At 70.2% G+C, this 12903-nt stretch carries 12 protein-coding genes; 4 read left to right on the forward strand and 8 right to left on the reverse strand.

Annotated elements, in window-relative coordinates; translation table 11 throughout:
* Positions 1–53 precede the first annotated feature (53 nt).
* Positions 54–872, reverse strand: coding sequence for an SURF1 family protein (locus LVQ62_RS12165; RefSeq protein ID WP_233761898.1), 819 nt, complete (start codon positions 870–872; stop codon positions 54–56).
* A gap of 33 nt (positions 873–905) precedes the next feature.
* On the opposite strand from LVQ62_RS12165, the gene moaA reads away from it, so the two are divergent.
* On the forward strand, positions 906–1919 hold the full coding sequence (moaA, locus tag LVQ62_RS12170; protein WP_233761900.1) for a GTP 3',8-cyclase MoaA: 1014 nt from the start codon (positions 906–908) through the stop codon (positions 1917–1919).
* A gap of 82 nt (positions 1920–2001) precedes the next feature.
* Here moaA and LVQ62_RS12175 read toward each other — a convergent pair whose 3' ends face one another.
* Entirely contained in the window at positions 2002–2244 is a 243-nt protein-coding gene (locus LVQ62_RS12175; protein WP_233761902.1) for a hypothetical protein, read from the reverse strand.
* The gene (locus tag LVQ62_RS12180) at positions 2241–2549 is read right to left on the reverse strand and encodes a DUF3099 domain-containing protein (protein WP_179480844.1); all 309 of its coding nucleotides are present in this window, start codon (positions 2547–2549) and stop codon (positions 2241–2243) included. Before LVQ62_RS12180 ends, LVQ62_RS12175 begins: the two co-directional genes overlap by 4 nt.
* A 102-nt stretch (positions 2550–2651) precedes the next feature.
* On the opposite strand from LVQ62_RS12180, the gene fabG reads away from it, so the two are divergent.
* The 3 genes from fabG to LVQ62_RS12195 all read left to right on the forward strand — a co-directional run bounded on the left by fabG (position 2652) and on the right by LVQ62_RS12195 (position 6560).
* Positions 2652–3365, forward strand: coding sequence for a 3-oxoacyl-ACP reductase FabG (gene fabG / locus LVQ62_RS12185; protein ID WP_233761904.1), 714 nt, complete (start codon positions 2652–2654; stop codon positions 3363–3365).
* 106 nt (positions 3366–3471) lie between these two features.
* A complete protein-coding gene (gene fabI, locus LVQ62_RS12190) occupies positions 3472–4233 on the forward strand; it encodes an enoyl-ACP reductase FabI (protein ID WP_233761906.1) in 762 nt (253 codons plus the stop codon).
* A 110-nt stretch (positions 4234–4343) separates the two neighbouring features.
* The gene (locus LVQ62_RS12195; RefSeq protein WP_233761908.1) at positions 4344–6560 is read left to right on the forward strand and encodes a tetratricopeptide repeat protein; all 2217 of its coding nucleotides are present in this window, start codon (positions 4344–4346) and stop codon (positions 6558–6560) included.
* A 64-nt stretch (positions 6561–6624) separates the two neighbouring features.
* On the opposite strand, the gene cphA is transcribed toward LVQ62_RS12195, so the two are convergent.
* Genes cphA through glgC form a run of 5 tightly spaced genes read right to left on the reverse strand, consistent with a single transcriptional unit; the run spans position 6625 to position 12880 of the window.
* Positions 6625–9486: a cyanophycin synthetase gene (cphA, locus tag LVQ62_RS12200; protein WP_233761910.1), complete on the reverse strand. Its 2862-nt coding sequence runs from the start codon at positions 9484–9486 to the stop codon at positions 6625–6627.
* 43 nt (positions 9487–9529) lie between these two features.
* The gene (locus LVQ62_RS12205; RefSeq protein ID WP_208051968.1) at positions 9530–10414 is read right to left on the reverse strand and encodes a cyanophycinase; all 885 of its coding nucleotides are present in this window, start codon (positions 10412–10414) and stop codon (positions 9530–9532) included.
* Positions 10407–11201: a phosphoserine phosphatase SerB gene (gene serB / locus LVQ62_RS12210; protein ID WP_233761912.1), complete on the reverse strand. Its 795-nt coding sequence runs from the start codon at positions 11199–11201 to the stop codon at positions 10407–10409. The genes LVQ62_RS12205 and serB overlap by 8 nt, the downstream gene beginning before the upstream one ends.
* A gap of 17 nt (positions 11202–11218) precedes the next feature.
* Entirely contained in the window at positions 11219–11611 is a 393-nt protein-coding gene (locus LVQ62_RS12215; protein ID WP_233761914.1) for an ACT domain-containing protein, read from the reverse strand.
* A gap of 21 nt (positions 11612–11632) precedes the next feature.
* Positions 11633–12880: a glucose-1-phosphate adenylyltransferase gene (gene glgC, locus LVQ62_RS12220; protein WP_208051966.1), complete on the reverse strand. Its 1248-nt coding sequence runs from the start codon at positions 12878–12880 to the stop codon at positions 11633–11635.
* Positions 12881–12903: the final 23 nt, after the last annotated feature.

Consider the following 12903-nt stretch of genomic DNA (forward strand, 5'->3'; position numbering starts at 1 on the left):
TTCTGTGGCGTAGGCGCCACTTTCCTGCGGACAACCGAAGGGGACCGCTGCTTTCAGGCGTCCTCTTCGTCCCAGATGCGCACCTTCTTGACGCGCGGCGGCTTCGGCGGCGTCGCACCCGACTCCAGCTCGGCGTCCCGGTGCTCCTGGCGGGCGCGGAACAGCACGAACGCGAGCCCGGCGACCATCCCGAGCCACCACTGCAGCGCGTAGCTGAGGTTGATCCCGGCGTACGAACCCGGGTCGGGTTTGTCCAGGGGAGCGGGCCGGGCGGGGACGGCGCCGGTCGCGGTCCGTTCGCTGCGCATCCGTACGAAGACGTGGGTGTACGTCGCCACTCGAGTCTGCGCGGTGACGTCCCCGGGATTGATCGAGGCGACCGAGCCCTTGACCGGCGCCCGCCCCAGACTGTCCTCGGTGGGCCGCAGCCAGCCGAGCACCGTGCTGGTGCCGGACGGCGCGGGGGGTACGTAGGCCGGAGTGGAGGCGTTGGCGCCGTTGTCGACCCAGCCGCGGTCGACCAGCACGGTGCCCGCCCCGCCGTCCTGCACGAACGGCACCAGCACCTCGTAGCCGAAGTTGCCGTTGTCCGGGCGGTTGCGCACCAGGATCCGGGCAGCCGGCAGGTAGTGGCCGGTGAGCCGCACCTGCGCCCACTGGCGGTTCGCCGGGAGCTGCGAGGTCCGCGTCGGTACGATCGAGGTCAGGGAGCGGGGCGGCGCGTTGTAGTTCTGCGAAACCTGCTGCTGGGCGCCGTGTTTGGACTCCCAGCGGTGCCATTGCCAGCGACCGAGGAAGAAACACCCGATGCCCCACACCACCGCCACCAGGATCCAGGCCAACCAGCGCCTGGTGAGCAGCAAGCGAATCACTGACGCAACGGTACCCGCCGTACTCTGGACGGTATGACGCACACACCCGCTCGCGAGTCGGCGGTGCTGGGCGACCGCTTCGGGCGGGTCGCCGCTGATCTACGCGTCTCGGTCACCGACCGCTGCAACCTGCGCTGCACCTACTGCATGCCCGCCGAGGGCCTGGACTGGATGCCGCGCCCGGAGATGCTGACCGACGACGAGATGGTCCGCGTCATCGGGCTGTTCGTCGATCTCGGGGTGCGTCAGGTCAGGTTCACCGGCGGCGAACCCCTGCTGCGCCGCTCCCTGGTTGACGTCGTACGCAGCGTCGGGCAGTTGCCGAACGCGCCGCGAATGGCGATGACCACCAACGGCATCGGACTCGACAGGCTTGCGCAGCCGCTGGCGGACGCCGGACTGCACCGCGTCAATGTCTCGCTCGACACCGTCTCGCCCGAGCGGTTCAAGGTGCTGACCCGCCGCGATCGCTTCCATGACGTCGAACGGGGTCTCAAAGCCGCCGCGGACGCCGGACTCGCCCCGGTCAAGGTCAACGCGGTCGCCATGCATAGCGATGTCGAGAGCCCCGCCGACCTGCTCGCGTGGTGCCTCGACCGTGGCTACCAGCTGCGCTTCATCGAGCAGATGCCGCTGGACGCCCAGCACTCCTGGGACCGCTCGACGATGATGACCGGCGCCCAGCTGCGTACGGCGATCGAGGAGCGGTTCACGCTGACGGATCTCCCCGCGGAGGCGCGGGGGAGTGCGCCGGCCGAGGAGTTCCTGGTGGACGGCGGCCCCGAGACGGTCGGTCTGATCGCGAGCGTCAGCGCACCCTTCTGCGCGGCGTGCGACCGGGTGCGCCTCACGGCCGACGGGCAGGTGCGCAACTGCCTCTTCGCCCGCGACGAGGGCGATCTGCGCGCTCAGCTGCGGTCCGGTGCGAGCGACGAGCAACTGACCGAGGTGATCCGCTCGACCATGTGGGCCAAGGCGGCCGGTCACGGGATCGACCTGCCGGGCTTCGTGCAGCCGCAGCGCCCGATGTCCGCCATCGGCGGCTGACCCGCTCGCCAGGTCCCACCGGGTGTCGGCAGCATCGCGACACCGTCCGCACGAGGATGCGGGACAGTCGCGAACGGCCCGGCTAGGTCTGTTGCCGCAGGTCCTCGACCGGCACGACGTCCTTGAGGAAGCCGCGGATGCCGAGGAAGGAGCCCAACTGCTCGCGGTGCTCCTCGCACGCCAACCAGGTCTTGCGGCGTTCGGGCGTGTGCAGTTTCGGGTTGTTCCACAGCAGGGCGTACGCCGCCGGCGTACGACAGCCCTTGGCGCTGCACACCTCCCGCGGCGCGCCGTCGGGCGGTCCGGCAGGGAAGAGCACGCTCACAGCGGTGTCTGGTGCTTCTCTTCCAGCCGGGGGATCTGCTTCCCGGGGGCCACCGACCCGAGCGCGTCGACACGACGGCGGTTCGTGGCGTTCGCGATGACGACCGCGATGTAGGGGAGGACCACCGCCAGCCCGACGCACACCCAGCGCGCGGGACCGGTCAGGATCACGGCCAATATGAAGCAGGTGGTGCGAATGCCCATGGAGAATAGGTATTTGCGCATCCGCGAGGTCTGGTCGCCTTTGGCGGACGGGGGCAGATTGGTCGCCGATGCAACGGATGGGATTTCCTTGCCTCGGGGCATATCACGAGTGTAGGCGTCAGCACCCTTCGCCCCCGCGGCAGCGTCGTCCGGCTACCGCGCGGTAGTCCGATAGCGTCGGGGCCGACGTCGATGAGGAGACACATGAGCAAGCCCCGCAGGGTCCTGATCACCGGTGGCAACCGCGGTATCGGAGCCGCGATCGCCACCGCGTTCGCGCAGGCCGGTGACCACGTGGTCATCACCTCGCGCACCGGCGACGGACCGGACGGCGTACAGGCCGTGCCGTGCGACGTGACTTCGGCCGAGCAGGTGGATGCGGCGTTCACGCGAGCCGAGGAGCTCCTGGGCGGGCCCATCGAGGTCGTGGTGGCCAACGCCGGCATCACGCACGACACCCTGCTCATGCGGATGAGCGACGACGACTTCTCCTCCGTGCTCGACACCAACCTGACCGGTGCGTTCCGCTGTGCGCGACGTGCCAGCAAGGGAATGCTGAAGCTCAAGCGCGGCCGGATCATCTTCATCTCCAGTGTGGTCGGGCTCTACGGCGCGCCAGGCCAGGCCAACTACGCGGCGTCCAAGGCTGGTCTCGTGGGTCTGGCGCGCTCCATCACCCGTGAGCTCGGCAAGCGCGGCATCACCGCGAACGTCGTCGCCCCGGGCTTCATCGACACCGACATGACCCGTGCGCTGCCGGACAAGCAGCAGGCGGAGTATCTGGCCGCCATCCCCGCCGGCCGGTTCGCCGAGCCGGAGGAGGTCGCGCGGGTCGTGCGCTTCCTCGCGAGCGACGACGCGGCCTACATCAGCGGAGCGGTCGTCCCGGTGGACGGCGGCCTCGGGATGGGTCACTAGGGCAGTGGATCGCAACGGCGAGCGGGCGCGGACGTGAGCGATCCCGCGGGTCGTGCGCGGATCGCCCGGCCCCAGACATTTCACGCATCGCGCTAGAGAGGACGACATGGGACTGCTCGAGGGTAAGAAGCTTCTGGTCACCGGGGTGCTGATGGACTCCTCCATCGCCTTCCACGTAGCGCGGCTGGCGCAGCAGGAGGGCGCGGAGGTCGTGCTGACGTCGTTCGGGCGCACCATGAAGATCACCCGCACGATCTCCCGGCGGCTGCCGACGACGCCCGAGGTCGTGGAGCTCGACGTCACCAGCACCGACGACCTGGACTCGCTGGCCGACCGGCTGCGCGGGCACGTCGACGGGCTCGACGGGGTGTTGCACTCCATCGGTTTCGCGCCGCCCGGTGCGTTCAACTTCCTCGAAGGCACCTGGGAGGACGCGAGTACGGCGCTGCAGGCGTCCGCGTACTCGCTGAAAGCCCTTGCGGTAGCCGCGCTTCCGCTCATGCACGAGAAGTCCTCGCTGGTTGGGCTGACCTTCGACGCGCAGTTCGCGTGGCCGGTCTACGACTGGATGGGCGTGGCGAAGGCGGCGTTCGAGTCGACCAACCGTTACCTCGCGCGCGACCTCGGACCGCGCGGCGTGCGGTGCAATCTGGTCGCCGCCGGTCCGGTGCGCACGACCGCCGCCAAATCGATCCCCGGCTTCGAGACCTTCGAGAACACCTGGGGCGAGCGGGCACCGCTGGGATGGGACGTGCGCGACGCCGAGCCTGCTGCTCGCGCGTGCGTGGCCCTGATGTCCGACTGGTTCCCCGCGACGACGGGGGAGATCGTGCACGTCGACGGTGGCGTGCACGCCATGGGGCAGTAGCGACCTAGCGCAGTGAATCAGGATTAGACCAGGTGCGGATGTAGGCAGAGTTGCTGGTCAAGCGCGGAGCGACCCCAGGAACTTTGCATGCACCGCACTAGGCTTCGCGGGTGTCCACCCACGCAGGCGCGACCGTGACCCATGTGCGGGTCCTCGAGGGTCCGAATCTCTACTTCACCCGCCCCGCGGTGCTGCTGACGCTGTCGGTGCCCGGTTATCTCGCGGCGGAGCGCGACGTGCTCGTCGACGTCGCGCGCGGGCTCGGCGTACGACGTTCGGAGCCGGGTCGGCCCGGCACCGAGGCGCGGCAACGTTTCGTGCTCCGGGTGGTCGAGCGGGCCGTGCGATCGGTGGCCGCAGGCGCCGGATCCGCCCGCCTCGGCGTGCGTGCCCGCGCCGGCGCCGCACCGGAGGAGCTGCTCGTCGCCGTCGCGGTGCGCAACCGCGGCCGGGCCGTCGCCCTGGGCGAGGAGCTGGGGCCGCTGCTCGCCACCCTGCTCGCGGGAGAGGACACCCATGACGCCGTGGCGTCCGCTGCCGGGCGGGTGCGGGCGACGCCGGTCGGGGACGTGCTCCGGCCGTTGCGACCCCGGATCCCCACGGTCTGCGTGACCGGCACCAACGGCAAGACCACGACCACCCGGTTGATCGCGCACCTGGCGATGACCGCCGGCCGTCGCACCGGATGGAGCTCCACGGACGGCGTCCTGATCCAGGGCGAGCTGGTGGAGTACGGCGACTTCTCCGGCCCTGCGGGTGCGCGCACCGTGCTGGCCGACAAGGGCTTGGAATTCGCCGTGCTGGAGACTGCGCGCGGCGGGATGCTCCTGAAGGGACTCGGGACGGCGTACAACCACGTAAGTGTGGTGACGAACGTCAGCGCCGACCACCTCGGCGTGAACGGGATCGACACCCTCGACCAGCTCGCCGAGGTCAAGGCCATCATCACCCGCGTCACGCGTCCGGACGGGTGGGTGGTGCTCAACGGCGACGACCCGCGGGTGTGGGCGATGCGTGGCGCGGCCGGCGGCCGGCCGTGGTGTTTCACCCTCTCGCCGGATGCTCCCGCCCTGCGCGAGGCCATCGATGCGGGCGGTCGTGGCATCACGGTGCTGGACGGGCAGCTCACGGTGCTTGCGCCGGGTCATTCGCCGGTCCGGCTGCTGCCCGTCACCGATGTCCCGGTCACGCTGGCCGGCCTGTCCGAGCACAATGTCGCGAACGCGCTGGCTGCGGCAGCTGCCGGTCTCGCGGCGGGTCTGCCGCACGACGCGGTCGTTGAGGGGTTGCGCACCTTCCTGCCCGACGCGGAGCACAACGCCGGTCGGATGAACGTCTATTCCATTCCCATTGATGGTGGCGAAGTGACGTTCATCGTCGACATGGCGCACAACGAAGCGGGCCTCGAAGCGCTCCTACGCGTGGCGCGCGGTCTGACGCCACCTGGATCGCAGTTGCTGCTCGGGCTCGGGACGGGCGGGGACCGCACCGACGAGATCCTCGTCAACCTGGGGGAGCTCGCCGGGTTGGGAGCCGATCGCGTCTACATCGAGCACAAGGAGCACTATCTGCGCGGTCGCACCATGGCGGGGCTCGAAACCAAGCTGCGAGAGGGGCTTTCGCGTGTCGGAGTGACTCCGGTGGCGTCCTCGGAGACGGAGCTGGAAGGGCTCGTCGCGTTGCTGCGCGACGCGCGGGACGGCGACGTGCTGGCGGAGATGGTGCACTCGCATCAGGCGCTCCTGCACACCTGGCTGCTCGAGCACGGCGGGCGGGTCGACGACCCGGCGGCGATCGTCCGCAAGGTCGGAGCCGCCAGTGGTCGACACGAGGCCGACGACCGCATCGCGGCGTTGTGGGCCATGGACGACGACCTACGCCGCATCGAGGCCGCGCACGACCTCGCGCGCGACTTCCCGGACGACGGCCGGGTGCTCTACGAGTTGGCCGGCGCCTACGACTCGGCCGGCCGCGAGGAGGAGGCGATCGCACGCTACGACGACGCACTCGCCCGTCCGTTGCGCGAGCCGTTCCACCGGCGTGCGCTGATCCAGAAAGGCTCGACGCTGCGGCATCTGGGTCGGCTCGAGGAGTCACTCGCGATCTTCGACCAGCTGGCGGCGGACTGGCCGGACAACCCTGCCGTCCTGGCGTTCCGCGCGTTCACCCTGCACGATCTGGGCCGCGATCCCGAGGCCCTGCGGACGGCGCTGGAACACCTGATCGCCGGGTCGGCAGACCCCGACGTGCAGCGCTACCCCGGCTCACTCGCGCGTTTCACCGCCGCCATCGCCGAGAGCCGCCCCGTCCCTCCCGACGAGGGGTAGGCATATCGTCGGGGGTGGGGAGATGTCCCCACCCCCCGAGCAGTTCGCTACCCCTCGACGGGCGTCAGGGCGTGGGCAGCGGCGGCTCGATCGCCTCCCGGCGGGCGGCCGCCTCCTGCGCGTACGACGTCTGTGCCTCGTCCACGAGCTGCTGCGGATCGAGGTCGGGGTCGCCGGGTTGATCCCCGTCGGTGCGCGATCCGGCGGCGGCCTCGTGGGTGAAGTCCTCCAGCTCGGCCAGCACGGCGGCGTGCTGGTCGACGCAGAGCATCACCAGGTCACCGGGGTTGGCCAGGTGCACCGAGTGGCGCACCGCCGCGATCTCATCGACGACCGTGGCGATCTGCCGACAGCGGGCACCGGCGTCCATGGCGCGCTGCGCGCCCCGTACGACGAGCGCCGCTGCCTCGCCCGGCGCCCGACGACGGAGGTTCGCGTCCTCCCGCACGACCATGACGTCGAAGTGCTCGGCGGCGATGTGCCCCAGCGCCTCGATGTCCTCGTCGCGCCGGTCTCCAGCCGCGCCGATCATGCCGATGCGCGAGATGCGGTGGTCCTGCGACTTCTGCCGCTGCTCGACGTATCCCTCGACGAACTCGCCGAGCCGCTCCATGCCGGGCGGGTTGTGGCAGTAGTCGACGAAGACCTCGGCGCTGTTGACCTCCAGCCTGTTCAGGCGGCCGGGCGACAGGTAGTACGACGTGGTGTAGGTGCGCAGACCCTGCCGGATGTCGTGCAACGGCGCTCCGGCTGCGAACGCCGCGCCGGCGGCGGCCAGCGCGTTCGCGACGTTCATCCGGGCCGTACCGCCGAATGTCGAGGGCAGCAGGTGGGTCCAGGCCAGCGGCATCCGCCGACGACCCTGGCGCAGCACGATCATCTCGCCGCGGTCGCTCGGCTCCAGGACGACGGTGCGCGCGCCGCGACGGCAGCGCTCCTCGACGAATTCGCGGATTTCGCTGCCGGGCGGCTCCATCGAGAACCACACGATCGTGCCCGAGCACTTGCGCCGCATCGCGCGTACGTGCGGATCGTCGGCGTTGAGCACGGCGAAGCCGTCGCGCGGAACAGCCTCCACGACAACTGATTTGACCGTCGCGAGCTGTTCGAGGGTGTCGATGCCGCGCATCCCGAGGTGGTCGGCCGCGATGTTGGTGACCACGGCGATGTCGTTGCGGTCGTAGCCGAGACCCTCGCGCAGGATGCCGCCGCGGGCGACCTCGAAGACTGCGAAGTCGACCCGGGGGTTCGACAGCACCATCCGCGCGGACCGGGGACCGGACGCGTCGGCCCGGATGACGAGCCGCTCGTCGATCACGATGCCGTCGGTCGATGTCATGCCGACCTTGTGGCCGAGGCCCTTCATGATGTGCGCCAGCATGCGCGAGGTCGTCGTCTTGCCGTTGGTGCCGGTGACCGCCACGATCGGCACCCGCGACGGCGCACCCGGCGGGAAGAGCAGGTCGACGACCGGTTTGCCGATGAACTGCGGCTCGCCGACGGTCGGGTGGGTGTGCATCCGGAAACCGGGCGCGGCGTTGACCTCGCAGATGGCCCCGCCGGTTTCACGGACCGGTGCCGTGATGTCGGGACAGATGAAGTCGATACCCGCGACGTCGAGGCCGATCAGCTGCGCGGCCTCCTCGGCGATCTCGATGTTGTCCGGGTGCGCGTCGAAGGTGCGGTCCACCGAGATGCCGCCGGTGGACATGTTGCCGGTGAGCGCCAGTTTGACCATCTGCTCGGCGGGTGGGATCGAATCCCACTCGTAGCCTTGGGACTTCACCAATTCGCGGGCGGCGTCGTCGACCGCGATGCGGGTCAGCACCTTCTCGTGGCCCACGCCGCGGCGCGGGTCGGCGTTGGTGATCTCCACCAGCTCGCCGACGGTGTGCTCGCCGTCGCCGATCACGTGCGCCGGCACCCGCTCGGCGATGGCTGCCATCCGGCCGCCGATGATGAGGCATCGGTAGTCCTTGCCGGTGATGTGCGACTCGACCTGGACGACGCCGCGCTTGGACTGGCCCTGCGCGATCGGGAACGCTGCGAGCACGTCCGCCTCGCTGCGCAGGTCGAGGCACACCCCGCGGCCGTGGTTGCCGTCGAGCGGTTTGACGACGACCGGGAAGCCGATCGAGGTGGCCGCCTCCGCCGCGGCCTCGGCGGAGCGGACGCTCTCGGCCTTGGGCACCGGCAGACCCGCCGAGCCGAGGAGGGTGGTGGTGAGGCTCTTGTCGCCGGCGATGTCGACGGCCAGGGCCGAGGTGCGCGAGGTCATCGTGGCGCGGATGCGCTGGGCGTGCACGCCCTGGCCGAGCTGCACCAGCGAGGCCTGGTTGAGCCGGGTCCAGGGGATGTCGCGGCTGGTCGCCTCCTCGATGATCGCGGCCGTCGACGGGCCGAAGGCCATCCGCGCGGACGACGCGAGGAATGCGTCGAACTCGAGCGGGAATTCGAACCCCGGCTCGGCGCGTACGAGGTGGTTGACCAGACGTACGGCGAGCCGGCCGGCGGCCAGCGCGACCCGCTCGTCCAGGTAGCCGTAGATCACGTTGTAGCGGCCTGGCACGCTGCGGTCCGCACGGGTCTTGCCACGACGCAGGTCGTGGCCGGCCTGCTGCTGCAGCTGCAGGGCCACGTGTTCGGCGACGTGCCCGAGCCAGGTGCCCTCATGCAGCCGTTCGATGAAGCCGCCGCGGTGCCCGCGCGAGCAGGTGTGTCCGTCCAGTCCCGGCAGCAGCTGCAGCAGCGCGTCCGTGAAGCCGGGCAGCGTGTCGGACGGGTAGCCCTCCAGCACACCGAGATCCACCACGAGGTGGACGGCCTTGTCGTAGGACCACACGTTGGCCCCGCGGTAGACGCGGGTGGAGACGATCTGCAGGTCGGGCGCTGCGGGTCCGGTGGGGACAGGGCGGTCGATCGGCAAGGCGGAACCTCCGTACGGGTTCGGGGATGACGGTGCGCGTCGGTCAGTGACGCAACGCTGCGGCCGCCGTTGCGGTGTCGTGCCGGTCGCGGCTGGAGGAGACCGACAGGTCGGTGTGCTTCTCCACGAATTCGGTGAGGGTGGCAGTCTGCAGGTCGAAGGTGGACCCGAAGGGCAGTGTGTGCACGACGGCGCCGGTGACGAGCAGGGGAGCGTCGCGGCGGGCCTCGTGGGCGTCGGTGACCGCGTTGCGGGCGTCGATCACGAAGACCGCACCCGAGCCGACGACGGTCAGCTCCGCGTCGTCCGTGATCTCCGCGGCGGTGTCCTCGTCGATGCCCATCCCGAGCAGACTGGGCGAACCGGCGACCAGCGACAGCAGCCGGCCGTAGCGGGCGCGCTGGTCGAAGTGCTGGTCGACGATGACGCCGGGCAGCAGCCCGAGTCCGGCGGTCAGCTGACTGGAGCGTTGCCGCGGGGTCACGCCCTCGTCGCCCATCGAGATCATGAACTGGCTCATGATCGATGCGCCCGCAGAGGTGCCGGCCACGACGGCGCCGCGCTGGTAGGCGCGCAGCAGGGCCGCGCCGAGCGGCGTACCGACGATCAACTGGCTCAGTTTCAGCTGGTTGCCGCCGGAGAGGAAGACGCCGGTGGCGTCGTCGACGCGGTCCACGAGCTCGCTGTCACCGGCGGCCTGCCGGTTCGCCGGATCGACGGAGGTGACGGATGCGCAGCCCAGCCGCTCGAAGACGGTGGAGTAGACCTCGACCACCTCGTCCGGGACGGAGGACGCTGTGGGGATGACGACGAGGCGAGCCTTGCGGCCGCCGGCGAGCCGGACGAACCGCCGCAGGATGGTGACTCGGCCGACCTTGTCCTCCGCGCCTCCGATGATGAGCAGCGAACGTTTCGGTGCGTCAGGCATGAGGGGAGTCTAGGGAGTCGTCAGGTATGGGCTCGGCCGCGTCGATCTCGTCGCGGGAGATGCCGAGCAGATAGAGGACGGCGTCGAGGTAGGGCACGCTCACGGACGCGTGCGCCTCGGCCCGCACGACCGGTTTGGCGTTGAAGGCGATGCCGAGACCGGCGATGGCCAGCATGTCCAGGTCGTTGGCGCCGTCCCCGACGGCGACCGTCCGGGAGAGCGGCAGCCCCGCCGCGTGCGCGAATCGCCGCAGCGCACGCGCTTTCTCGGCCCGATCCACGACCTGCCCGGTGACCCGACCCGTGAGACGCCCGTCGCGGATCTCCAGGATGTTGGCGTGCGCGTGGTCGATGCCGAGCTCGGCGGCCAGCGGCCCGACGATCTCGATGAACCCGCCGGACACCACGGCGACCGTGAACCCCAACCGCTTGACCGTCCGCACCAGGGTGGCAGCGCCAGGGGTGAGCCGAACGTCACGGCGTACGTCGGCGAGCACCGACTCGGGCAGCCCGGCCAGCGTCGCGACCCGCTCGTGCAGGCTCTCGGCGAAGTCCAGCTCGCCACGCATCGCGCGCTCGGTGACGGCCGCGACCTGCGCCTCGACGCCGGCGTGCCGCGCGAGCAGCTCGATCACCTCGTCCTGGATGAGCGTGGAGTCCACGTCCATGACCAGCAGGCGCCGGCCGCGGCGGTCCAGCCCGCCGGGCGCGACCGCGACGTCGACGGCATGATCGGAGGCTTGGAGCGCGAGTGCGCGCCGCAGGCTCGTCACATCGGCGCCGGACACCTGGAGCTCGAGGCCGGTCAGGGGGTGCGCACCAGCCGGCGCGCCCGCTCCACGCGCGCCCCCTGCGCATCGATCGCGGAGGTGATGGCGGCCAGTGCCGCCGTACCCAGCGGTGCCCCGATGACCACGACGGAGGCTGGCCCGCTCGGCGGCGTCGGCACGTCGTCGACGTCCGCGGTCAGGGCGAGGTGCAGGCCGTGGGCGCGTGCGACCCCGGCGGCCGCGTCGCGCAGAGCGTCGGATCCCGAGCGGCAGGTGAGTAGCAGGGAGACGGTGAGGCGCCCGCGGACCACCACCTGACCCAGGTCGAGCACGTCCTCGTCGAACGCCGCGACGGCCGCGAGGAGGTCGGTGACGGCTCCGGGGGAGTCGTCACCGGTGAGGGTGAGCAGGGCGGTGCCGGACGACATGCGCACAGTCTCCCGGCTCGGTCACGGTTGCAGGACGGTGCCCTTGCCGACGACCACGATGCCGCTGTCGGTGACGGTCAGGCCGCGCTTGCGGTCGACGTCGTGGTCGACGCCGATGCTGACGCCCTCGGGGACGACGACGTCCTTGTCGAGGATGGCGCGCCGGATCGTGCACGAGCGCCCGACGTCGACGTTGTCGAGCAGCACCGAGTCCTCGATGCGCCCGAAGCTGTGCACGTGCACGTTGGGGGACAGCACCGACCGCTGCACCACGGATCCACTCACGATCGTCCCCGCGGAGATCATCGAGTCGATCGCGACGCCACGCCGCTTCGCGGAACCGTGCACGAACTTCGCGGGCGGGAACGAGCCCGCGTTGGTGAGGATCGGCCAGTCGTAGTTGTAGACGTTGAAGATCGGCAGGATGGAGACCAGATCCATGTGCGCGTCGAAGTACGAATCCATCGTGCCCACGTCACGCCAGTAGCCGCGGTCGCGCTCGGTCGCGCCGGGGATCTCGTTGTCGCCGAAGTCGTACGCGTACGCCTCACCCCGGCTGACGAAGTCCGGCACGATGTCGCCGCCCATGTCGTTCTTGCTGTCCTCGCGCTGCGCGTCGCGGCGTACGGCGTCGACGAGGGCATCCGCGGTGAAGACGTAGTTGCCCATCGAGGCGAGGATCTCCCCGGGGTTGTCCTCCAGGGGCTGGGGATCGGTGGGCTTCTCCCGGAAGGCGGAGATGCGCTGCGAGCCCTTCTCCAGCTCGATGACACCGAACTGGTCCGAAGACGCGATCGGCTGGCGGATCGCGGCCACCGAGCAGGCGGCGCCGGATTGGATGTGCTGGGACACCATCTGGGAGAAGTCCATGCGGTAGACGTGGTCGGCTCCGACCACGACCACGATGTCCGGCTTCTCGTCATGGATCAGGTTCAGGCTCTGGTAGATCGCGTCGGCCGATCCCGCGAACCACTGCTTGCCGAGGCGCTGTTGGGCCGGGACGGGCGCCACGTAGTTGCCGAGCAGCGTCGACATCCGCCATGCCTTGGTGATGTGCCGGTCCAGGCTGTGCGACTTGTACTGGGTCAGCACGACCATCTTCAGATAGCCGCTGTTGGCCAGGTTGGACAGCGCGAAGTCGATCAAGCGGTAGATCCCGCCGAACGGCACAGCCGGTTTGGCACGGTCGGCCGTCAACGGCATCAACCGTTTTCCCTCTCCACCGGCGAGCACGATGGCGAGGACGCTGGGACCACCTTTGGCAACCATCCACCCAACCTAGGCCCACCCCC

This window comes from Allobranchiibius sp. GilTou73, assembly GCF_021391335.1.
In the GTDB taxonomy this organism is placed as follows: Bacteria; Actinomycetota; Actinomycetes; order Actinomycetales; family Dermatophilaceae; genus Allobranchiibius; species Allobranchiibius huperziae.

Excerpts from the sequence above, each read along its gene's own strand:
- moaA (WP_233761900.1), top strand. The coding sequence starts at position 906 with ATGACGCACACACCCGCTCGCGAGTCGGCGGTGCTGGGCGACCGCTTC.
- fabI (WP_233761906.1), top strand. The coding sequence starts at position 3,472 with ATGGGACTGCTCGAGGGTAAGAAGCTTCTGGTCACCGGGGTGCTGATG.
- LVQ62_RS12215 (WP_233761914.1), bottom strand. The coding sequence starts at position 11,611 with ATGTCGTCCGGCACCGCCCTGCTCACCCTCACCGGTGACGACTCCCCC.
- fabG (WP_233761904.1), top strand. The coding sequence starts at position 2,652 with ATGAGCAAGCCCCGCAGGGTCCTGATCACCGGTGGCAACCGCGGTATC.
- glgC (WP_208051966.1), bottom strand. The coding sequence starts at position 12,880 with ATGGTTGCCAAAGGTGGTCCCAGCGTCCTCGCCATCGTGCTCGCCGGT.
- LVQ62_RS12205 (WP_208051968.1), bottom strand. The coding sequence starts at position 10,414 with ATGCCTGACGCACCGAAACGTTCGCTGCTCATCATCGGAGGCGCGGAG.
- LVQ62_RS12180 (WP_179480844.1), bottom strand. The coding sequence starts at position 2,549 with ATGCCCCGAGGCAAGGAAATCCCATCCGTTGCATCGGCGACCAATCTG.